The following is a 20,812-nucleotide window of genomic DNA, read 5'->3' on the forward strand; positions in this document are numbered from 1 at the left end:
GGAGCGGATTGGCTGTGGCCACCGTGCCGAGTGTGTCGTACTCCATCACCGTACGCCTGGAGGTGCCCGCCGGCGGCAAGGCCGTCAGCCAGCTCACCCACGCCGTAGAGTCCGCCGGAGGCGTGGTCACCGCGCTCGACGTGACCACGGCCGGGCACGAGACGCTGCGCATCGACGTCACCTGTGCCGCGCGTGACACCGACCACGCGCAGGCGATCGTCGACAAGCTGGAGGGCGTCGAGGGCGTCGTCATCCACAAGGTCTCCGACCGCACCTTCCTGATGCATCTCGGCGGCAAGATCGAGATGAAGTCGAAGGTGCCGCTGCGCAACCGCGACGAGCTCTCCATGGCCTACACCCCCGGTGTGGCCCGGGTCTCCATGGCCATCGCCCGCAACCCCGAGGACGCCCGCCGCCTCACCATCAAGCGCAACACCGTCGCGGTCGTCACCGACGGCTCGGCCGTGCTCGGCCTGGGCAACATCGGCCCGGCCGCCGCGCTCCCCGTCATGGAGGGCAAGGCCGCGCTGTTCAAGCGGTTCGCCGACATCGACGCCTGGCCGATCTGCCTGGACACCCAGGACGTCGACGAGATCGTGCGGACCGTGCAGATCATCGCCCCGGGCTTCGGCGGCATCAACCTGGAGGACATCTCGGCGCCGCGCTGCTTCGAGGTGGAACGGCGGCTGCGCGACCTGCTGGACATCCCGGTCTTCCACGACGACCAGCACGGCACCGCGATCTGCGTGCTCGCCGCGCTCACCAACGCGCTGCGCGTGGTCGGCAAGGACCTCGGCGAGGTCCGCATCGCCCTGGCCGGCGCGGGCGCGGCCGGTACGGCGGTGCTGCGCCTGCTGCTCGCGGCCGGCGCGCGCAACGTGATCGTCTGCGACTACCTGGGCGCGGTGCACCGCGGGCGCGACGACCTGGACGAGTCGCTGCGGTGGATCGCCGACCACACCAACACCGAGGGCTACTCCGGCGACCTGCGCGGTGCGGTCAAGGGCGCCGACGTGTTCGTCGGCGTGTCCGCGCCGGGCATCCTCAACGGCGACGACATCGCCACGATGGCCAAGGACGCCGTGGTCTTCGCGCTCGCCAACCCCGAGCCGGAGGTCTCGCCCGACGCCGCCCGGGAGCACGCCGCCGTGGTCGCCACCGGCCGCTCGGACTACCCGAACCAGATCAACAACGTGCTGGCCTTCCCCGGCGTCTTCCGCGGCCTGCTCGACGCCCAGGCCACGATCGTCAGCCAGGAGATGCTGCTGGCCGCGGCCAAGGCGCTGGCCGCCGTGGTGACCGCCGAGGAGCTCGGCCCCAACTACATCGTCCCCAGCGTGTTCCACCCGGACGTCTCGGCCGCCGTCGCGGCGGCGGTACGCGAGTCGGCCGGCGGCCGGGCGCGTACCGGCATGACCGAGGCCTGACGGCGGGCCGCGGACCTCGTGCCCGGACCGCACGGCCGGACCTCGTGCCCGGACCTCGTGCCCGGATCCGCGTCCCGGGACGCGGATCCGGCGTCGTCGCGGGCGTCGTCACGGGCCCGTACGCTCCGCGGAGTGGCCCGGCGTGCGCGGCCGGTGACACGGACCGAGGTCCGGGCATCGGAAAGGCAGGGGGGAGCAGCGCTCAGGGGGGTTCACCCCTCATGATGGAGGTATGGCGGAGGCGATCTACGTCGGTGGACTCCTGGTGGCGACCCCGCAGCTGGAGGATCCCAACTTCCGGCGCAGCGTGGTCCTGGTGCTGGAGCACGACCTCGACGGCGGCACCCTGGGCGTGGTGCTCAACAGACCCAGCGACATCTCGGTGACGCAGGTGCTTCCCACCTGGGACACCATGGTCACCGGCCCGTCCGTGCTGTTCCAGGGAGGGCCCGTCCAGACCGACAGCGCCCTGGCGCTGGCGGCGGTGCCCAGCGGGCAGGAACCGCTGGGCTGGCGGCGACTGCACGCGGGCATCGCGGCGGTGTCCAGGCTGGGCACCGTCGATCTCGACGCGCCCCCGGAGATCCTCGCCGGGGAGATCGCCCAGATGCGCATCTTCGCGGGCTACGCCGGCTGGTCGGCCGGGCAGCTGGAGAGCGAGATCGGCGAGGGCGCCTGGTACGTCGTGGAGTCCGAGCCCGGTGACACCTTCCACCACGATCCCGAGTCGCTGTGGCGGGCGGTGCTGCGCCGCCAGCGAGGCGAGCTCGCCTACGTGGCCACCTGCCCGGACGACCCCTCGATGAACTAGCGGCCCACGCGATCCGCCGGGCCCTCCCGGTGGCCCGTTCCGTGCGGTCCGGCCGTCCCGCGGTCCCCCGTCCCGCGTGATCCCGCGATCCTCCCGGCGGCCCGTCCCGTGTGATCCGGCGGCCCTTCGGCGACCCTTCGACGGCCCTCCCCGGCCACCGGTGGCCAGGACGGGCGCTCGCGGGCATAAAATCGCCAGGGTGAGTACGAAGATTCTCCCTGAGAGCGACGTCCGCCCGGACCTGTCGCACGGCGACGGCGACCACGAGCGCTTCGCCCACTACGTCGAGAAGAACAAGATCATGGAGAGCGCGCTGAGCGGATCTCCGGTCCGCGCGCTCTGCGGGAAGGTCTGGGTGCCCAACCGCGACCCCCAGAAGTTCCCGGTCTGCCCGGAGTGCAAGGAGATCTACTCGGGCCTGCCGAAGGGCGAAGACGGCAACAAGGAATGAGTGTTGCTCGCGGGTGATCGCCGCGGATGAGGCTACGGTCGGGATGTCGCCGGGGGGCGGCGAAACGACCAGCGCCTGGATCTGTCGGGGGAGTCCATGTTTCGGCGTGCGATCGCCGTTCTTTCCGCATGCCTGTTCACGGTGGGCGTCGACGCGCCCCGCGCGCACGCCGCCCCGGAGCCGCCGCGAGGACCCGCCGTCCCCGCGCAGGCCACGGGCCCGGCCGCTCCGGCGTCGCCCGGTGGCCCGGCCGTGCCGCTCACGCTCCCGGTGACCGTGCCCACCTGGGTGCACGTCCTCACCGACGGCCGCCTGGGCGCCCCCGAGACCGCGGTACGCGACCAGATCGCCACGCTCAACGCCGCCTACTCCGGGAAGCTCGGCGGGGCCGACACCGGGATCCGGTTCAGGCTGGACGGCGTCACCCGTACCGTCAACGCGGCCTGGTTCCGCGATCCCGTCGTCCACGAGCGGGAAATCAAGCGGTTGCGCCGGGGCGGCCCGGAGACCCTCAACCTCTACCTGGCCCAGCTCGGCGAGCTGGTGCTCGGCTACTCCACCTACCCGCACGGGTACACCAAGGCGCCCACCCTGGACGGCGTGGTCGTCGACTGGCGCAGCCTGCCCGGCGGGGCGATGCGCAGCTTCGACCGCGGGTTCACCGGCGTCCACGAGATCGGCCACTGGCTCGGGCTGCTGCACACCTTCGAGAAGGGCTGTGAGGCGATGGGCGACGGGGTGGCCGACACCTCGCCCCAGGGACGCCCCACCGAGGGCTGCCCGCCGGTCAAGGACACCTGCGAGGGCGACGGGCCGGACCCGGTCCACAACTTCATGGACTACTCCGACGACCGCTGCATGTCCGGCTTCACCGCAGGTCAGGCCATGCGGATGCGGCAGATGTGGGCCGCGTACCGGGCAGCGGAGGCGAACACTACCCTTGACGGGTGACAGTACCGAAGACACCTGACGCTACACACGAGGTCCCCAGGGTCTTCGGCCCCGAGTACCGCACCGCCTCGCTGGGGATCATCCTCGTCGTCACGCTGATCGCCTTCGAGGGCATGTCCGTGGGCACCGTCATGCCCGCCGTCTCCAAGGACCTCGACGCCCTCGACCTGTACGGGGTGAGCTTCTCGGCCTTCCTCATCGCCGGGCTGCTCGCCAACGTCGTCGCCGGACTCTGGTCCGACCGGCGCGGGCACGCCTGGCCGTTCCTGCTCGGCGTGGGGCTCTTCACCGCGGGCATGGCCATGGCCGGGGCCGCCGTCTCCAAGGAACTGTTCATCGTGGCGCGGGCCGTGCAGGGCCTCGGCGGCGGCGCCGTCATCGTGGCGATCTACGTGATGATCGCGCGCGTGTACGTCCCCGCCACCAGGCCCCGGATCTTCGCCGCGCTCTCGGCCGCCTGGGTGCTGCCCGCCCTGGTCGGCCCCGGCCTCAGCGGCCTCATCGCCGGGACCGTCGGCTGGCGGTGGGTCTTCTACGGCATCGTCCCGCTGGTCGTGCCCGCCCTCGTGATGCTCCTGCCCGCGCTGCGCGGCGGACGGGACCCTGACGACGCCGCCGCTCCCGTGCCCGCGGGGCCGCGCTCCCGGCCGCTGGCGATGAGCCTGGCCGCCACCGCCACCGCGGTCGGCGCCGGAGTGCTGCTGTACGGCGCGGACCGCCTCCACCAGACCCCGCTGCCCGGCGCGGTCGCCGTCGTCCTCGGCCTGGTGGCCCTCGGCGCCGGGCTGCCGAGGCTGCTGCCCCCGGGCGCCCTGCGGTTCGGCCGCGGCCTGCCCACCACGCTCATGATGCGCGGGGTGCTCGCCTCGGCGTTCTTCGGCGTCAACGCCTTCATCCCGCTGGTCCTCACCGAGGTCCGCGGCTTCTCCGTCGGCCAGGCCGGCATCGCGCTGACCATCGGCGCCCTGGGCTGGACGAGCGGCTCCTACCTGCAGAGCCGCCGCTCCTACGACCGTCCCCTGCTGGTACGGATCGGCGCCGCCGCGATCACCACCGGCATCCTGCTCACCCTGCTCGCGCTGGTGCCCGGCGTCACCGGCTGGATCACCGTGCCCGCCTGGGTGATCGCCGGGTTCGGCATGGGCATCGGCACCACCAGCGTCAACATCACCGCGATGCGCCAGTCGCCCGACGCCGAGCAGGGCGCCAACTCGGCCGCGCTCCAGGTCGTCGACACCCTGGGCAGCGCGCTCACGATCGGCTTCGGCGGTGTCATCGTCAACCTGATCGGCCACGACGACATCGGCACCGGCTACGCCACGCTCACCGTGCTGATGGCCTCGATAGGACTGCTCGGGGTGATCGTGGCCGGCCGGATGCGGGACATCTCCTGACTCATTGGTCACTGGCGTAACAGCGCTCGCGCATGGCCGGACCGCGCCCTCGCGGGCGTGGTAGGACGGTATGACCTGACCGCTTGCAGGAGGCGCCGTGCACGAACGATCCCGGGGATCGGATCCGCCGGACGAGCGCTCGCACCTCACCTGGCCGCCCCGGATCCCCGAGCCGGGTGACGACCTTCCTCCCTCGGCCCGCTGGTACGGCACCCCCGTCGCCCCGCCCGAGCGCGAGCCCGGGCGCCTGCGCCGCGTGCTGGTCGTCCTGCTCTCCCTGGCGGCCGTCGGCGCCGTCCTCGCAGGCGTGGTCGCCCTGGTCCTGTGGGCGCTGCCCACCACGCCTCCGGGCCGGGTGACCGATCCGGTCGCGGGGGTCAGCTACCCGCTGCCCGACAGCTGGTCCGCGGGCATGACGCCACCGGTCACCGCGTTCACCTCGGTCGTGGGCGACGGCGCCAACACGACCGTCATGGTCATGCCGGTGGAGCCCGCCTCCGACGTGCGCGCCACCACCGTCGAGCTCAGCGAGCTGTACGCGCGGCTCCTGCTGCACGGCGACGAGGTGAAGGTCGTGGACGACACCGAGATCTCGGTGGGCCCGCGCACCGGGTACACCCGCTCCCTGCGCGCCGAGTACCGGGACGTGGTGAACCGGCCGTCCTACCTGCGCGTGGCGCTCCTGGTCGGCCGCGGCCGGCCGGTGGTCGTGGTCGGGATGGCCCAGCCGGACGACCCGGCCTTCAGGGCCGAGATCAACACGGTGATCGCGGGCCTGCGCTGAGAGGTGATCCCTCTCCTCGTCCTTCTCGTCGCGGGCCCGCCCCGCCGGGCCCCGCGGCGACCCCCGCCACGACGGCCCCCCCGCCCAGGTCACCGGGCCGTACGGCCCGCCGGACAGGGCTTCGCGGGCCCCTAGCACGCCGGAGGAGCCTTGGCGAGGATCTCGGCCGATCGGCACGTCCTGTCGGCGACGACGATTACGCTGGGGACACTGTGAGCACTTTCGCCGCATCCCACCTGCCGCCCTCGTATCCGGACCGTGCCGCCTGGGGCACCGCGCCGAAGCTTCGCGCGTGGCAGCAGGAGGCATTTGACCTGTACACCCGCCGTGAGCCGCGCGACTTCCTCGCGGTCGCCACCCCGGGAGCGGGTAAGACGACCTTCGCGCTCCGCATCGCCAGCGACCTCCTGTCGCGGGGGATCATCCGCGCTGTGACGATCGTCACACCGACGGAGCACCTCAAGCAGCAGTGGGCGGACGCCGCGAGCCGGGTCGGCATCGCGATCGACCCCGAGTTCAAGAACAGCCAGGGCGCCACCTCCCGCGACTACATCGGGGTCGCCATCACCTACGCCCAGGTGGCCATGCACCCCGCGCTGCACCGTGCCCGCACCGAGGCCCGCAAGACCCTGGTGATCTTCGACGAGATCCACCACGCGGGCGACGCGAAGTCCTGGGGCGACGGGGTGCGCGAGGCGTTCGAACCGGCCACCCGCCGTCTCGCCCTGACCGGCACCCCCTTCAGGTCCGACGTCAACCCCATCCCCTTCGTCACCTACGCCGAGGACGGCGACGGGGTCCGGCGCAGCGTCTCCGACTACTCCTACGGCTACGGGTCGGCGCTCGCCGACGGCGTCGTGCGGCCGGTCATCTTCCTCGCCTACGCGGGCGAGATGCGCTGGCGGACCCGGGCGGGCGACGAGATCGCCGCCACCCTGGGCACCCCCCTCACCAAGGACCAGCTCGGCCAGGCGTGGCGGGCCGCGCTCGACCCGAAGGGCGAGTGGATCCGCCAGGTCCTGCGGGCCGCCGACCGGAGGCTGACCGAGGTGCGCCGGGGCGTTCCCGACGCCGGGGCCCTGGTCATCGCCACCGACCACGAGACCGCCCGCGCCTACGCCCGCCACATCCGGACCATCACCGGCGAGGGCGCCACCGTCGTGCTGTCCGACGACCCCACGGCGTCCAAGAAGATCAAGGAGTTCTCCGCCTCCGAACAGCGCTGGCTGGTCGCGGTCCGGATGGTCTCCGAGGGCGTCGACATCCCGCGCCTGGCCGTCGGCGTCTACGCCACGAGCATCTCGACCCCGCTGTTCTTCGCCCAGGCCGTGGGCCGCTTCGTCCGCGCCCGCAAACGGGGCGAGACCGCATCCGTCTTCGTGCCCTCCGTGCCGACCCTGATGGGGCTGGCCGGGGAGATGGAGGCCGAACGCGACCACGTGCTCGACCGCAAGCCGCCCGAGGAGGGGCTGGACGACCTCCTGATGGAGGACGCCCAGCGCAAGAAGGACAATCCCGACGTCCTGGGCGACGAGCTGCCGTTCGAGACCCTGGAGGCGGTCGCCACCTTCGACCGGGTGCTGTTCGACGGCGGCGAGTTCGGCAGCGCCGCGGAGACCGGCTCCGCCGAGGAGGAGGACTTCCTCGGCCTGCCCGGCCTGCTGGAGCCCGACCAGGTCCGGACCCTGCTCAGCAAGCGCCAGTCCGACCAGCTGAAGGCCAGGCGCGGCAAGCCCGAGCCCAAGGAGCCGGAGGTCGCCCCGCACGAGGTGATCGCCGCCCTCCGCAAGGAGCTCAACGGTCTCGTCGGCGCCTGGAACCACCGCACCGGCCAGCCGCACGGCGTCATCCACGCCGAACTCCGCAGATCCTGCGGCGGCCCGGCCATCGCGCAGGCGTCCGCCGAGCAGATCCAGGAACGGATCGCCAAGATCCGCCACTGGGCCACCCAGCGCTCCCACTGACCGGCCACCGGGGCGGACGGCCCGGACGGCGGGGCTGGCGACTCGGGCCGGATCGGAGGGAAGGACGGCTCGGGCCGCGGGCGCGGGCCGTCCGGTCACCTGACGGCGCGGTTCCGGTGGCGCAGGACCACGGTCGCGCACCCGTCCGTCCCGTCCGTCCAGAAGGGCGTCACGCCCCGCGACGCGTCCCGCTGACGAGCGGGCCGTACCCGCTGCGGCGTGGGCGCCGAGCCGGCACAGGAGTCGGCCCGCACGTCCCGCCGGGCCGCCTGCTGTGCCTCGGGCTCGGCGGACGAGGCCTGGCCCTGGACGGCGGCCGAGGAGGCGGCCACGACCGGGGTCCGCGAGGGGAGGCGGGCGGCGTCGGTGGCCCAGATCGTGGCCCCCTCCAGCGCGACCAGCGCCAGCACGCTCGTCATCCGCACCAGCCTCCCGCCGCGGAAGAGGTTCCACAGGCACAGCGGGGTCAGGACGAGCCAGGAGACGCCGAGTACGAACATGTGAGGTCACCACCGGTAGTGAGAGATATTCACTCCCTGTAATACTCCTGTCCTGCCTGGTGTCCGCCGGGTTTACCCATCCATGCCGATCGGGTAATCGTTCGGATGCTCAGAGTGAACGCCCTTGGTAGTCTGTCGCCGCAACAACACCGGGCCCTCTCACCGGTTCCCCCTGATCCTTCTTTCGAAGAGGACGCGTGTCGGCCGAGATGATTCGTACCGAGATCATGGAGTACGTGGCTCCGATGTTCGAGCAGATCATGGCGAAGATGGACACCCTCGCCACCAAGCAGGATGTCGACGAGCTACGACGAGACGTGGCGAAGTGCGCCACGAAGGAAGAACTGGCCGAGGTCAGGCAGGAAGTGGCCAGGTGCGCCACGAAGGAGGAGCTGGCCGAGGTCAAGCAGGACGTGGCCGAGCTCAAGGTGGACATGGCCGAGGTCAAGCAGGACGTCGCCGAGCTCAAGGTGGACGTGGCCGTCCTGAAGGTGGACATGGCCGAGGTCAAGGAGGACGTCGCCGAGCTCAAGGTGGACGTGGCCGTCCTGAAGGTGGACATGGCCGAGGTCAAGGAGGACGTCGCCGGTCTCAAGGTGGACGTCGGTGAGCTCAAGCAGGATGTGGCCGTCCTGAAGGTGGACATGGCCGAGGTCAAGCAGGATGTGGCTGAGCTCAAGGTGGACATGGCCGAGGTCAAGCAGGATGTGGCCGTCCTGAAGGTGGACATGGCCGAGGTCAAGGAGGACGTGGCCGGTCTCAAGGTGGACGTCGGTGAGCTCAAGCAGGATGTGGCCGAGCTCAAGGTGGACATGGTCGAGGTCAAGCAGGACGTCGCCGGGCTCAAGCAGGACTTCGGGGTCATGGACGGGAAGCTCGACCGGATCATCCTCTTCCTGGGCATGCCCGCCGCCTGAGAGGTCTCAGGCCGGGCGGACCACCGGGGTGCCGGTGAGACGGGCTCCGGCGGAGCCGAGCTCGGCGAGGGCGGCCTCGGTGGTCGGGGCGGCAACCCCGGCGGTGAGGTCCAGCAGCACCTGGACGGAGAGGCCGTGTGCGACCGCGTCCAGGGCGGTGGCCCGGACGCAGTGGTCGGTGGCGATGCCGACGACGTCCACCGTGTCCACGCCGCGCTCGTCCAGCCAGTCGGCCAGGCTCGTGCCGTCGGGGGCGGCTCCCTCGAAGCCGCTGTAGGCGGCGGCGTGCGCCCCCTTGCTGAACACCTCCTCGACGCGTCCGACCTCCAGGGCGGGGTGGAAGTCCGAGCCGCGTGTCCCGACGACGCAGTGGACGGGCCAGGAGGTGACGTAGTCGGGCTCGGCGGCGAAGTGCGAGCCGGGGTCCACGTGATAGTCGCGGGTGGCCACGACGTGGTCGTAGCCGTGGGAGGCGGCGTGCCGGGAGATGGCGGCCGCCACCTCGGCGCCGCCGCCCACCGGCAGGCTGCCGCCCTCGCAGAAGTCGTTCTGGACGTCGACGATGATCAGTGCGGTTGGCATGGGGCTAGTCAAACACGGTCGGGATCGCGGCGTACCCCCGGGACAGCTGGTGGGCGTTGGGGGGCAGCTCGGCGAGGGACTCGCGGTGCCGCGCGCGGGCCGTCACCAGCCCCTCGCGGCCGACGACCTCGCCGTCCCTGACCAGCGGGACCTGGAGCGGGCGGGCGCCGTCCGGGTGCTCGCCGGAGACGGTGACCACCTCGGCGGCGGCGGTGCCGTCCGGTTCCAGCTCGCGGAAGGCGGTCTTGCGCCCGCCCTGGCTGGGCTTGCCCACCGACTTCTTGGCCACCGGCCGCATGACCCCCTCGGCGTCCTCGCGGGCCACCAGCTTGTACACCATGGCGGCGGTGGGGGAGCCGGAGCCGGTGACCAGCGAGGTGCCGACGCCGTAGCCGTCCACCGGCGCCGCGGACAGCGCCGCGATGGCGTACTCGTCGAGGTCGCTGGTGACGATGATCCTGGTCTTGTGGGCGCCGAGCCCGTCGAGCTGCTCGCGGACCTCGTGGGCCATCTGGGCGAGGTCGCCGGAGTCCAGGCGGATCGCGCCCAGCGTCGGTCCCGCCAGCTCCACCGCGGTCCGTACGGCCTCGGTCACGTCGTAGGTGTCCACCAGCAGCGTGGTGGCGGCGCCGAGGGAGTCGAGCTGGGCCCGGAAGGCCTGCTCCTCGGAGTCGTGCAGCAGGGTGAAGGCGTGGGCCGCGGTCCCGGCGGTCGGGACCCCGTACGTCCGGCCCGCCATGAGGTTGGAGGTGGCGGAGAACCCGCACAGGTACGCGGCCCGCGCGGCGGCCACGGCGGAGGACTCGTGGGTGCGCCGCGAGCCCATCTCGATGAGCGGCCTGGTCCCGGCGGCGTGGACCATCCGCGCGGCCGCGGAGGCGATCGCGCAGTCGTGGTTGAAGATGGACAGGATCACGGTCTCCAGCAGGACCGCCTCGGCGAACGTCCCCTCCACCGTCATGATCGGGGAGCCGGGAAAGTAGCACTCGCCCTCGGCGTAGCCGTCCACCCGCCCGGAGAAGCGGTACCCGGCGAGGAACTCCAGGGTGGGCTCGTCGACCACCTGGCTCGCGCGCAGGAACTCCAGCGTCTCCTCGTCGAAGCGGAAGGCCTCCAGGGCGTCCAGGAACCGGCCGGTCCCGGCGACGACGCCGTAGCGCCGCCCGTCCGGGAGATGGCGGGCGAACACCTCGAAGACCGCCCGCCTGCTCCAGGCGCCGCTTTTCAGGGCGGCCTCCAGCATCGTCAGCTCATAGTGATCGGTAAGCAACGCGGTGCTCATGCTCTTTGTCACGAGTCGAAGACTAAGCCCGGGGTAGGGCAGACTGGTGAATGTGGGTAGCACCGCTCCAACGGAGGTCGAGCGTCCGTCAATCGACGTACGACCCGATCTGCCATGGTTGACGATCGTCTGGAACGACCCGGTCAACCTGATGTCCTATGTGACGTACGTCTTCCAGTCCGTCTTCGGATACTCCAAGGAGAAGGCGGAGAAGCTGATGCTCGACGTGCACCACAAGGGCAGGGCCGTGGTCTCCAGCGGCACCCGCGAGGAGATGGAGCGCGACGCGCAGATCATGCACTCCTACGGGCTCTGGGCGACCGTCCAGCGGGATTCGTGAGCGGACGGCGGGGCCGGTGCCGTCCGTGCCCCCTGTGGCGGACGGGGTCCGAAGGGCGCACGGGATCCGGAGGGCGGACGGGGTCCCAGGGGCGGACGGGTCCTTGGCGCGGTCCGCGAGGAACGGTGGGCGGAAGATGAGTTCGGGATTCAGGCAGGGCCCGGAAGGCGGCGTGATCACGGTCTTCGACGCCGCCGAGGTGTCGATCCTGCGCTCGCTGGTCACGCAGATCCTGGGGCTCATCGAGCCGGGCGAGACCGGCGACGACCCCCTGGAGAAGGCCCTGGGCATCGGCTCCTCCGAGCAGTCCAACGACCCGGTGCTGGCCCGGCTGTTCCCCTCGGCGTACGAGGACGGGGAGGACGCCGCGGAGTTCCGCCGCTACACCGAGGCGACGCTGCGCGAGGGCAAGCGGGCCGACGCCAGGACCATGCTGGACAGCGCCGAGGCCGGCCGGGTCGAGCTGACCAGGGAGCAGGCGCAGGCGTGGATGCGGGCCCTGAACGACGTGCGTCTCGCGCTCGGCACCCGGCTGGAGGTGACCGAGGAGGTGCACGACGAGATCGCCGACATGTCGGAGAACGATCCTCGCTATCCGGCGTACGTCATCTACGACTGGCTGACCTACCTCCAGGACACCCTGGTCCGGGCCCTTTGGTAACTTCCCCCTATGCTCACGATCTCTCGGGAACTGGTCGACCGGATCATCGCGCACGCTCGGGCGGATCACCCCGACGAGGCCTGCGGGGTGATCGCCGGGCCGATCGGCTCCGACTCTCCCGAACGGTTCGTCGCGATGGAGAACGCCGAGCGGTCGCCGACGTTCTACCGGTTCGACTCGATGGAGCAGCTGCGCGTCTGGCGGGAGATGGACGACCGCGACGAGGAGCCGGTGGTGATCTACCACTCGCACACGTCCACCGAGGCCTACCCCTCGCGCACCGACATCTCCTACGCCTCCGAGCCGAACGCGCACTACGTGCTGGTCTCCACCCGTGAGGAGCTGGGCGAGGAGGCCGAGTTCCGCTCGTACCGGATCGTCGACGGGGTGGTGAGCGAGGAGGAGGTGACGATCACCCCCGCGGGGTCCTCACCCGGTACGGACGCGAGGTGAATCGTCCCTTTGGGTAAACTGGTCCTCATGTCGATCGCCGCCCCGAGCCAGGAGGACGTGGTGCTCTCGCGTCCCGGCTCCCGGGCACGGCACGCGGGCGTCGCACCCGTGCAGAACTTCCTGTTCGCGCACACGCCCTCCGTCGTCGTCTACGAGTGTCGCCGGCCGGTTCCGCTGGAATCCCCCGGTGCCCACCGGTGTTCTGATCCGATGGGCTGCACTCCCATGACGACACAAGGAGATTGACCCGCGATGGCCATCGAGGTTCGCATTCCGACCATCCTGCGCACCTACACCGACGGCGCCAAGGCCGTGGACGCCAAGGGCGCCACGCTCGAGGAGCTGATCGGTGACCTGGAGTCCCGCCACCCCGGCCTCAAGGAGCGCCTGATCGACAAGGGCGCGCTCCGCCGCTTCGTGAACGTCTACCTGAACGACGAGGACGTCCGGTTCCTGGGCGGGCTGGAGACCCCGGTCGCCGACGGCGACACGGTCACCGTGCTGCCCGCCGTGGCCGGCGGTTCCCGCTAGCGGAGCGCGACGCCGCCCGTCCCGCGCACCTCGCGGGCCGGTCGGCGCGTGCCGTAGGCCCCGGCCTGCACCACCAGGCATGTCACCCCGAGGCGGAAGCCGTACATCATGCGCTTTGACTCACTGATCGACTCGGTCGGCCGGACCCCTCTGGTCGGCCTGCCCCGGCTGTCCCCCTCGCAGGACGTGCGGGTCTGGGCCAAGCTCGAAGACCGCAACCCGACGGGTTCGATCAAGGACCGTCCGGCGCTGTGGATGATCGAGCAGGCCGAGAAGGACGGGCTGCTCCGGCCGGGCTGCACCATCCTCGAACCCACCAGCGGCAACACCGGCATCTCGCTGGCGATGTCGGCGCGGCTCAAGGGCTACCGGCTGATCTGCGTGATGCCGGAGAACACCTCCGAGGAGCGCCGCCAGCTGCTGCGGATGTGGGGGGCCAAGATCATCTCCTCGCCCGCGGCGGGCGGTTCCAACGAGGCGGTCAGGGTCGCCAAGGGCCTGGCCGCGGAGAACCCCGACTGGGTGATGCTCTACCAGTACGGCAACCCGGCCAACTGGCGTTCGCACTACGAGTCGACCGGGCCGGAGATCCTGGCGGACCTGCCGTCGGTCACCCACTTCGTGGCCGGCCTGGGCACCACCGGCACCCTGATGGGCGTCGGCCGGTTCCTGCGCGAGCACGTCCCCGACGTGAAGATCGTCGCCGCCGAGCCGCGGTACGGCGAGCTGGTGTACGGGCTGCGCAACGTGGACGAGGGCTTCATCCCCGAGCTGTACGACGCCGACGTGCTGACCACGCGGTTCTCCGTCTCCTCCGCCGACGCGCTGCGCCGCACCCGCGAGCTGCTGGACGGTGAGGGGATCTTCGCGGGCGTCTCCACCGGGGCCGCCCTGCACGCGGCGCTCGGCGTGGCGGCCAAGGTCGTCAAGGCGGGGGAGCGGGCCGACGTCGTGTTCGTGGTCGCGGACGGCGGCTGGAAGTACCTGTCCACCGGTGCCTACGAGGGGACGCTGGACGAGGCCGAGGAGCGGCTGGAGGGTCAGCTCTGGGCCTGATCCCGAGCCGGGTCGTCCCCTCCGGGGAGGCCCCGGGAGGACGGGTCCGAGGCCCGGAAGAACCGGAAAGGCCGGCCCCCGATCGGGGGCCGGCCTTTTTTCGTCCGCCGGTACCGGTGAGGGCTAGTTGAACAGCAGCCTCAGCGAGAAGCTGGCCTCGCTGCCGGACTGGGTGCCGCTCATGCCCACGGCGCGGAGCACCTGGAGGTTGGCCCGCTCCTCGCCCTGCAGGGTGCCGAGGTAGAGCTTCTCCACCTTGTCCAGGTCGACATAGGCGGCGAAGGTGGCCTTGTCGGCGTCGGGGACGGCGAGCTGGAAGGTCTCGCTGTCGCCCAGGCCGCCGTCCTTGCCGAGCTCGGCGGCGTAGTCCTGGGAGCCGGCCAGGACGAAGGTCCCGTCACCGGCGACCTTGGCGAGCTGCGGCGTGGCGGCCCCGGAGTCGACGAGGAACTTTTCGATCTTGCCGACGACCTCCTGGGCCTTGGCCGGGTCGGTGACGATCTTCGCGCCGAACCGGGGCTGGTTGCTCTCGATGCCGTTGGCGTCCACGGCCAGGGTGATGTTCTTGCCGAGCAGCGTCACCAGGTCGGCGGGGAGCTGCAGCCCGTACTTCTGCTGGGCCTGGTCGGCGAACTGCTGGAAGCCGGCGTTCCCGCCCGCGGCCTGGTCGGCCGACTTCATGATCTGCGCCCACTGCTTGCCGATCACCTCGCCGAGACCGGAGAAGGAGACCGCGCCCGCGGTGGAGGCCGGGAGCGTGCTGATCCGCGACGCCTCCGGGGTGCCCATGTCCAGGCTCTGGGCGCCGCGGCTGATGCCCGCGAGCTCGACGTACTCGCCGTCGAAGCGCAGGGCGCCCGCGACCCGGACGTTCTTGATCTGGTTCAGGGTGGCCGGGTCCTGGGTGGCCAGCTCGGGGGCCAGCGCCGCGATCTTGCCCGCGTCCATCCAGAAGGAGAGCACGCCGGTCTCGCCGAGGGCGCCCAGGTCGTCGGTGAAGGAGGCGTTCTCGCTCAGCGGCGCGGCCGCCGCGGCCTGGTCGGCCTCGGGCTGGGTGGCGGTGAGCAGCGCGTAGTCGTCGCGGAACGCGATGCCGTACTTCTCCTTGCCCATCAGCTTGGCGATGCCGGCCTTGGCCTGGTCCTGGTCCTTGACCTGGACCGCCACCACGACGCCGGGAACCGCCGCGCCCTTGCCCGAGGGCAGGGCGGCGAGGCCGATGCGGTCGCCGAGCCAGGGCTCGACGTCGGTGGCGTAGTCGATCGCGCCGAAGTCGTCGGCGTTGCCCTTCTTCAGCATGTCGAAGACGGCCTGGCGCGGGTCCTCGCCGGTGAAGGAGTCCTTGGTGACGGTGAACTTCCGGGCGATGCTGAACAGCGCCACCTTCTGGTTCGCCGCGGGGTCGAGGTCGAGCCGCACGTAGCCGATGGCGTTGGAGGGCAGGACGTCGTGCGGCTGCGTGCCGCCACCGCTGAGCATGCTGGCCGCGAAGACGCCGCCGCCGCCCACGAGGGCCACGACCACCGCGGCGATCACCGCGAACAGCCAGCCCCTGCGCTTCTTGGCGGCGGGAGGTCCGGCGGGCGGACCGGCGCTCAGGAAGTCGGGGCCCTGCTGCTGCCAGCCCCCGGCCTGTTGGCCGTAGTTGTTCTGCTGCCCGTACGGCTGGCCCGCCTGCTGCCCGTGCGTCTGCTGCCCGTAGGTCTGCTCGCCGTACGGCTGACCGGCCTGCTGACCGTAACCCTGCTGCTGGTGACCGGCCTGGCCGTAGGGCTGACCGGCCTGCTGGCCGTAGTTGTTCTGCTGCCCGTACGGCTGGCCCGCCTGCTGCCCGTACCCCTGCTGCCCGTAGGGCTGACCGGACTGGCCGGGGGTGTGCTGCCCGTAGGGCCCGCCCTGCTGCGGGTAGGGCTGCCCCTGCCGGCCGCCGGGCTGGGAGTATCCGGCCTGGCCCTGCGGGTGGGCCTGCGTGTGCGGCTGGTCGTTGTGCTGCGCACCCTCATTCCAGCGGTAGGCGATCGTCCTGTCGGGCTGCTGCCCCGGCGTGGGCGTCTGGTCGGGGGGATTGTTGGCAGGCATGCTCACTCACAATGTGGATTTCGCGGATATGGATGAAGTTAGTGCACTTTGCTAGCAGTCCGCTTGCATTGAACTAACTACACGTTTGGTCCGTCTAAATCGCCTCGCGGCCCGTCCCCGGGGCCCCGACCTGCCCGGCCGTCCCGCGCCGACGATCGGGAAGACGCTCCGTGCCGCCGTCCCCGCCGGTTCCGGTCGGGTCACGCTCTCGCCGATCCCGGTGGCCCGCCCGCGGGGCCGGGCCGGGGGGCCGGGGAGGCGGAGGGCGTACGGAATCGGTAAAGTGTCCCCTCTAGAACAAGGTTCGGGAGCGTGGATGACAAAGTTCGACGAGGCGACGGCGGCCATCCGGGTGGACGAGACCATGTACGACGTCTGTCTCGACCCCGGGTACTCGATCGGCGGGCCGATCAACGGCGGCTACCTGATGGCCGTGCTGCTGCGCGCGGTGGTGGACGCCTCCCCGCACGAGCACCCGGTGACCACCTCGGTCCAGTTCCTGCGCGCGGCCCGGCCCGGCCCCGCCCGGGTGCGGGTGGAGCAGATCAAGACCGGCCGTACCGCCACCATGGCGCGGGCGACCCTGCTGCAGGACGACGCGTCCTACATCGAGGCCCTCGTCACCACCGCGACCCTCACGGGCGCAGAACCGAGGTGGACGGACGGCCCGTCGGTGGCGATGCCGCCCGTCGAGGAGTGCGTCCGGCTGCCCGACCCCAGGCCCGAGTCCGGCATGACGCTCAACGCGCAGATGGAGATGGCCTTCGACCCGCCCACCGTCGGCTGGCTCACCGGCGAGCCCACCGGCCGGCCCGAGGCCCGTGCCCACTTCCGGATGGCCGAGCCGCAGGACCCGGACCCGTACGTGCTGGCGCTGGCCGTGGACGCCCTGCCGCCGGTGGTCTTCTCCGCGGGCGAGCGCGGCTGGGCCCCCACCGTGGACCTCACCTGGCACCTGCGCGCCCTGCCCGCCCCCGGCTGGCTGACCCTGATCGGGTCGGGCCGCCTGATCGGCGACGGCTGGTTCGACGAGGACGTGGAGGTCTGGGACTCGGCCGGTCGCCTGGTCGCCCAGTCCCGCCAGCTGGCCCGCGTCGGCCGCGGCTGACGGACCCCGTCCACCCGCGCGGGCCCTGACCTCGCCCGCGCGGCCTGGTCCCACCCGCGCAGAGCCCGGCCCGCGCGGAGCCCGGCCCGCGCGGAGCCGGCCTGCGCGCCCTGGGCCCGCCCCGCCCGCGCGGACCCGGAGGGACGCGCGGGGCAGGGGTTTCCCGCGGGGCGGCCGACGAAAGATGTCATGGAAAGTACACGTCTGCGTCGGTAATCAGCGTTGTGAGGATTCTTACCGTGATCGATCGTCCCAGGTCGCCTAGCCTTGGGAACTGTGTCGCAAGCGAGTATCGGAATCTTTGACAGCGGTGTCGGCGGGCTCACCGTGGCCAGGGCGATCATCGACCAGCTGCCCAGCGAGTCGATCTTCTATGTGGCCGACACGGCACGGCAGCCGTACGGTCCCAAGAGCATCGCGCAGGTACGCGCCTACGCGCTGGAGGTGATGGACCACCTCGTCGAGCACGACGTCAAGATGCTGGTGATCGCGTGCAACAGCGCCAGCGCCGCGGTGCTCCGCGACGCCCGGGAGCGCTACGACGTGCCGGTGGTCGAGGTGATCCAGCCGGCGACCCGCCGTGCCGTACGGGCGACCCGCAACGGCAGGGTCGGGGTGATCGGGACCAGGGCCACCATCGAGTCGATGGCGTACCAGGACGCCTTCGCCGCGGCCCCCGACGTCCGGCTCACCGGGGTGGCGGCGCCGCGCCTGGTGGAGTTCGTCGAGCGCGGGGAGACGATGAGCGACGAGCTCATCGACGTCGTCCGCGGCTACCTGGAGCCGGTGCTCGCCGACCGGTGCGACACGCTGATCCTGGGATGCACGCACTATCCACTGCTGACCGGACCGATCTCCTACGTGGTGGGGGACGGGGTCACGCTGGTGTCCAGCGCCGACGAGACGGCCAAGGACGTGTACCGCATCCTGCACGACCGGGGCCTGGCCGCCGTAGGGGGCGAGCCGGGTCACCGTTTCCGCGCCACCGGTGACGCGGGCCTCTTCGCCGACCTCGGCCGACGGTTCCTCGGGCCGGAGATCCAGGCGGTCGAAGTGGCGACAGTAGGGGATGTTCCGAGTAACGGGCATCGCGCGTGAGGGTGTCCCGGCGCTCCGTAGGGGGAGCGCCGGGCCTGGCGGACGAAGGAGGGCGGGCGGGCACCGGCCACCGGCGCCCGCGCCGTGACGCGCGGCCGTAATCACCGTAGGAGGCCGCCATGAAATTAACGATCGTCGGGTGCTCGGGGAGCTTTCCCGGCCCGGACAGCCCTTCCTCGTGCTACCTGCTGGAGGCCGAGGGGTTCCGCATGCTGCTCGACTTCGGGAACGGCGCTCTGGGCGCCCTCCAGAAGTACATAGGGCTGTACGACGTGGACGCGATCTGCCTGTCGCACCTGCACGCCGACCACTGCCTGGACATGTGCCCGTACCACGTGGTGCGCACCTACTCGCCGCACGGCCCGCTGCCCCGGATCCCGGTGTACGCGCCGTCCGACGCGCGCAGGCGGCTGAACTCGGCCTACGCGATGCCGGACGAGCCCGCGCTCGACACCGCCTTCGACTTCGTGGGCCTGACGCCCGGCGTGTTCGAGGCCGGCCCGTTCGAGGTGACGGCCGCGCCGATGAACCACCCGGTGGAGACCTACGGGTTCAGGGTCTCGTACGGGGGACGGTCGGTGGTCTACTCCGGTGACACCGGCGAGAGCGCCGAGCTGGTCAAGCTCGCCTCCGGCGCCGACGTGCTGCTGTGCGAGGCCTCCCACCTCGACCGGCCCGGCCTGCCCACCGGCCTGCACCTGAGCGGCCGCCAGGCCGCCGAGCACGCCGCCAGGGCGGACGTGGAGACCCTGGTCCTGACCCACCTGGTGCCCTGGAACGACCGCGACGACGTCCTCGCGGACGCCTCGCGCGGGGGGTACGGCGGGCGCATGGAACTGGCGCGGAGCGGGGCCCGGTATGACCTAGGGTGAACGGCATGGCCCGTGCAGATGGACGTTCTCCCGATCAGCTCCGCCCCGTCACGATCACCCGCGGCTGGCTCGCCCACGCCGAGGGTTCGGTGCTCGTCGAGTTCGGCGGCACCAAGGTGCTCTGCGCCGCCTCCGTGCAGGACAGCGTGCCGCGCTGGCGCCGGGGCAGCGGCCAGGGCTGGGTGACCGCCGAGTACGCCATGCTGCCGCGCGCCACCAACACCCGCAACGACCGCGAGTCGGTCCGCGGCAAGATCGGCGGACGGACGCACGAGATCTCCCGCCTGATCGGCCGCTCCCTGAGGGCCTGCGTCGACTACAAGACGCTCGGCGAGAACTCGATCGTCATCGACTGCGACGTGCTCCAGGCCGACGGCGGCACCCGCACCGCCGCCATCACCGGCGCGTACGTGGCGCTGGCCGACGCGGTCGCGTGGATGCGCAAGAAGAAGATGTGCGGCGGCGACCCGCTGATCGACTCGGTCGCGGCCGTCTCGGTGGGCGTCGTCGGCTCGACCGCGCTGCTCGACCTCTGCTACACCGAGGACGTCGCCGCCGAGACCGACATGAACGTGGTGATGACCGGCTCCGGCGAGTTCGTCGAGGTCCAGGGCACCGCCGAGGGCAAGCCCTTCGACCGGGCCGCCCTGGACGCGCTGCTCGACCTCGGCGTCGCCGGGTGCGCGGAACTCACCCGCCTGCAGCGGGAGGCGCTGGCGTGAGCGGCCGCAAGGTGGTGCTCGCCACCCGCAACGCCGGGAAGATCACCGAACTCCGCCGGATCCTGGCCGACGCCTCGGTCCCGGTCGAGATCGTCGGCCTGGAGGAGTTCCCCGAGATCGGCGACGTCGCCGAGACCGGCCTGACCTTCGCGGAGAACGCCCTGCTCAAGGCGCACGCCGTGGCCCGGCAGTCCGGGCTGCCCGCGATCGCCGACGACTCCGGCCTCTGCGTGGACGCGCTGAACGGCATGCCCGGCATCTTCTCCGCCCGCTGGTCGGGCAGGCACGGCGACGACCCGGCCAACCTCGCCCTGCTGCTCGCGCAGGTCTCCGACGTGCCCGAGGGCCACCGGGGCGCGCACTTCGCGTGCGCCGCGGCCCTGGCGCTGCCCTCGGGGCACGAACGGGTCACCGAGGGCGCGTTGCACGGCGTGATCATCGACGCCCCGCGCGGCACGAACGGCTTCGGCTACGACCCGATCTTCGTCCCTGAGGGCGAGAGCCGGACCACCGCCGAGCTGTCCGCGGCCGAGAAGGACGCCATCAGCCACCGGGGCCGCGCCTTCCGCGCGCTCGCCCCGATCCTGGCCGAGGAGATCGCCTGACCTTCGAGGCTCCGGCCTGTCCCGTACGGGCCGGGCGGAGAGGTCGCCCGCCTCGTACGGCCCCGGCCGGAGGGGGCGCGCCCGTGATCCCGGCGGGATCGTCCCCGTGATCCCGGCAGGGAAGGGCGCCCGGCCCGAAAGATCGTCCGACCCGCGTGTCCCGGCCGGGAAGATCGTCCGGCCCGTACGTAATCGGGGCGTAAGATCCGGCGGCCCGCCGAGGG

The 20,812-nt window shown here is 71.7% G+C and carries 23 protein-coding genes; 19 read left to right on the top strand and 4 right to left on the bottom strand.

Annotated elements, in window-relative coordinates; genetic code table 11:
• Positions 1-14 precede the first annotated feature (14 nt).
• The 7 genes from ACZ6RT_RS13050 to ACZ6RT_RS13080 all read left to right on the top strand — a co-directional run bounded on the left by ACZ6RT_RS13050 (position 15) and on the right by ACZ6RT_RS13080 (position 7,782).
• Positions 15-1,427: an NAD-dependent malic enzyme gene (locus ACZ6RT_RS13050; RefSeq protein WP_399187766.1), complete on the top strand. Its 1,413-nt coding sequence runs from the start codon at positions 15-17 to the stop codon at positions 1,425-1,427.
• Positions 1,428-1,659: 232 nt separating this feature from the next.
• Positions 1,660-2,238: a YqgE/AlgH family protein gene (locus ACZ6RT_RS13055; protein WP_344888026.1), complete on the top strand. Its 579-nt coding sequence runs from the start codon at positions 1,660-1,662 to the stop codon at positions 2,236-2,238.
• Positions 2,239-2,437: 199 nt separating this feature from the next.
• The gene (locus ACZ6RT_RS13060; protein ID WP_399187419.1) at positions 2,438-2,689 is read left to right on the top strand and encodes a DUF3039 domain-containing protein; all 252 of its coding nucleotides are present in this window, start codon (positions 2,438-2,440) and stop codon (positions 2,687-2,689) included.
• Between the two features lie 96 nt (positions 2,690-2,785).
• The gene (locus ACZ6RT_RS13065) at positions 2,786-3,640 is read left to right on the top strand and encodes a zinc metalloprotease (protein ID WP_399187417.1); all 855 of its coding nucleotides are present in this window, start codon (positions 2,786-2,788) and stop codon (positions 3,638-3,640) included.
• The gene (locus tag ACZ6RT_RS13070; protein ID WP_470153551.1) at positions 3,637-5,034 is read left to right on the top strand and encodes an MFS transporter; all 1,398 of its coding nucleotides are present in this window, start codon (positions 3,637-3,639) and stop codon (positions 5,032-5,034) included. The genes ACZ6RT_RS13065 and ACZ6RT_RS13070 overlap by 4 nt, the downstream gene beginning before the upstream one ends.
• Before the next feature lie 97 nt (positions 5,035-5,131).
• Positions 5,132-5,818 (top strand): hypothetical protein, encoded by a 687-nt coding sequence (locus ACZ6RT_RS13075; RefSeq protein WP_399187413.1) that lies wholly within the window; start codon positions 5,132-5,134, stop codon positions 5,816-5,818.
• A gap of 212 nt (positions 5,819-6,030) precedes the next feature.
• The gene (locus tag ACZ6RT_RS13080; RefSeq protein ID WP_470153553.1) at positions 6,031-7,782 is read left to right on the top strand and encodes a DEAD/DEAH box helicase; all 1,752 of its coding nucleotides are present in this window, start codon (positions 6,031-6,033) and stop codon (positions 7,780-7,782) included.
• A 95-nt stretch (positions 7,783-7,877) separates the two neighbouring features.
• Here the strand turns inward: ACZ6RT_RS13080 and ACZ6RT_RS13085 are convergent, their stop codons facing one another.
• Positions 7,878-8,282, bottom strand: coding sequence for a hypothetical protein (locus ACZ6RT_RS13085; RefSeq protein WP_470153555.1), 405 nt, complete (start codon positions 8,280-8,282; stop codon positions 7,878-7,880).
• Positions 8,283-8,491: 209 nt separating this feature from the next.
• On the opposite strand from ACZ6RT_RS13085, the gene ACZ6RT_RS13090 reads away from it, so the two are divergent.
• The gene (locus ACZ6RT_RS13090; RefSeq protein ID WP_470153557.1) at positions 8,492-9,199 is read left to right on the top strand and encodes a hypothetical protein; all 708 of its coding nucleotides are present in this window, start codon (positions 8,492-8,494) and stop codon (positions 9,197-9,199) included.
• 6 nt (positions 9,200-9,205) lie between these two features.
• On the opposite strand, the gene ACZ6RT_RS13095 is transcribed toward ACZ6RT_RS13090, so the two are convergent.
• Together ACZ6RT_RS13095 and ACZ6RT_RS13100 are read right to left on the bottom strand one after the other, a co-directional pair.
• Positions 9,206-9,781, bottom strand: a complete 576-nt coding sequence (locus ACZ6RT_RS13095) for a nicotinamidase (RefSeq protein WP_470153559.1) — start codon at positions 9,779-9,781, stop codon at positions 9,206-9,208.
• 4 nt (positions 9,782-9,785) lie between these two features.
• Positions 9,786-11,075: a nicotinate phosphoribosyltransferase gene (locus ACZ6RT_RS13100; protein ID WP_399187403.1), complete on the bottom strand. Its 1,290-nt coding sequence runs from the start codon at positions 11,073-11,075 to the stop codon at positions 9,786-9,788.
• A gap of 40 nt (positions 11,076-11,115) precedes the next feature.
• Here ACZ6RT_RS13100 and clpS point away from each other — a divergent pair, with 40 nt between their 5' ends.
• The 6 genes from clpS (at position 11,116) to ACZ6RT_RS13130 (ending at position 14,104) form a co-directional block, all read left to right on the top strand.
• On the top strand, positions 11,116-11,403 hold the full coding sequence (gene clpS, locus ACZ6RT_RS13105) for an ATP-dependent Clp protease adapter ClpS (protein ID WP_344888582.1): 288 nt from the start codon (positions 11,116-11,118) through the stop codon (positions 11,401-11,403).
• Between the two features lie 136 nt (positions 11,404-11,539).
• Positions 11,540-12,064 carry a DUF2017 domain-containing protein gene (locus tag ACZ6RT_RS13110; protein WP_344888056.1) on the top strand — a complete coding sequence of 175 codons (525 nt, stop codon included), beginning with the start codon at positions 11,540-11,542 and terminating at the stop codon, positions 12,062-12,064.
• 9 nt (positions 12,065-12,073) lie between these two features.
• Entirely contained in the window at positions 12,074-12,517 is a 444-nt protein-coding gene (locus ACZ6RT_RS13115; protein WP_344888059.1) for a M67 family metallopeptidase, read from the top strand.
• A gap of 27 nt (positions 12,518-12,544) precedes the next feature.
• Positions 12,545-12,763: a hypothetical protein gene (locus ACZ6RT_RS13120; RefSeq protein ID WP_470153561.1), complete on the top strand. Its 219-nt coding sequence runs from the start codon at positions 12,545-12,547 to the stop codon at positions 12,761-12,763.
• Between the two features lie 6 nt (positions 12,764-12,769).
• Positions 12,770-13,048 (top strand): MoaD/ThiS family protein, encoded by a 279-nt coding sequence (locus tag ACZ6RT_RS13125; protein WP_344888062.1) that lies wholly within the window; start codon positions 12,770-12,772, stop codon positions 13,046-13,048.
• A 108-nt stretch (positions 13,049-13,156) separates the two neighbouring features.
• The gene (locus ACZ6RT_RS13130; RefSeq protein WP_470153563.1) at positions 13,157-14,104 is read left to right on the top strand and encodes a PLP-dependent cysteine synthase family protein; all 948 of its coding nucleotides are present in this window, start codon (positions 13,157-13,159) and stop codon (positions 14,102-14,104) included.
• Between the two features lie 123 nt (positions 14,105-14,227).
• Here the strand turns inward: ACZ6RT_RS13130 and ACZ6RT_RS13135 are convergent, their stop codons facing one another.
• Positions 14,228-16,183 (bottom strand): DUF3352 domain-containing protein, encoded by a 1,956-nt coding sequence (locus ACZ6RT_RS13135; protein WP_470153565.1) that lies wholly within the window; start codon positions 16,181-16,183, stop codon positions 14,228-14,230.
• Between the two features lie 316 nt (positions 16,184-16,499).
• On the opposite strand from ACZ6RT_RS13135, the gene ACZ6RT_RS13140 reads away from it, so the two are divergent.
• From ACZ6RT_RS13140 to ACZ6RT_RS13160, 5 genes are all read left to right on the top strand, one after another.
• A complete protein-coding gene (locus ACZ6RT_RS13140) occupies positions 16,500-17,291 on the top strand; it encodes a thioesterase family protein (protein WP_399187395.1) in 792 nt (263 codons plus the stop codon).
• 276 nt (positions 17,292-17,567) lie between these two features.
• Positions 17,568-18,389 carry a glutamate racemase gene (gene murI, locus ACZ6RT_RS13145; RefSeq protein WP_399187393.1) on the top strand — a complete coding sequence of 274 codons (822 nt, stop codon included), beginning with the start codon at positions 17,568-17,570 and terminating at the stop codon, positions 18,387-18,389.
• A 119-nt stretch (positions 18,390-18,508) separates the two neighbouring features.
• Positions 18,509-19,261: an MBL fold metallo-hydrolase gene (locus ACZ6RT_RS13150; protein WP_399187390.1), complete on the top strand. Its 753-nt coding sequence runs from the start codon at positions 18,509-18,511 to the stop codon at positions 19,259-19,261.
• A 5-nt stretch (positions 19,262-19,266) separates the two neighbouring features.
• The gene (gene rph / locus ACZ6RT_RS13155) at positions 19,267-19,983 is read left to right on the top strand and encodes a ribonuclease PH (RefSeq protein ID WP_344888079.1); all 717 of its coding nucleotides are present in this window, start codon (positions 19,267-19,269) and stop codon (positions 19,981-19,983) included.
• A complete protein-coding gene (locus ACZ6RT_RS13160; protein WP_470153569.1) occupies positions 19,980-20,588 on the top strand; it encodes an XTP/dITP diphosphatase in 609 nt (202 codons plus the stop codon). The genes rph and ACZ6RT_RS13160 overlap by 4 nt, the downstream gene beginning before the upstream one ends.
• Positions 20,589-20,812: the final 224 nt, after the last annotated feature.

It is taken from the genome of Streptosporangium sp. NPDC050148 (genome assembly GCF_055586505.1).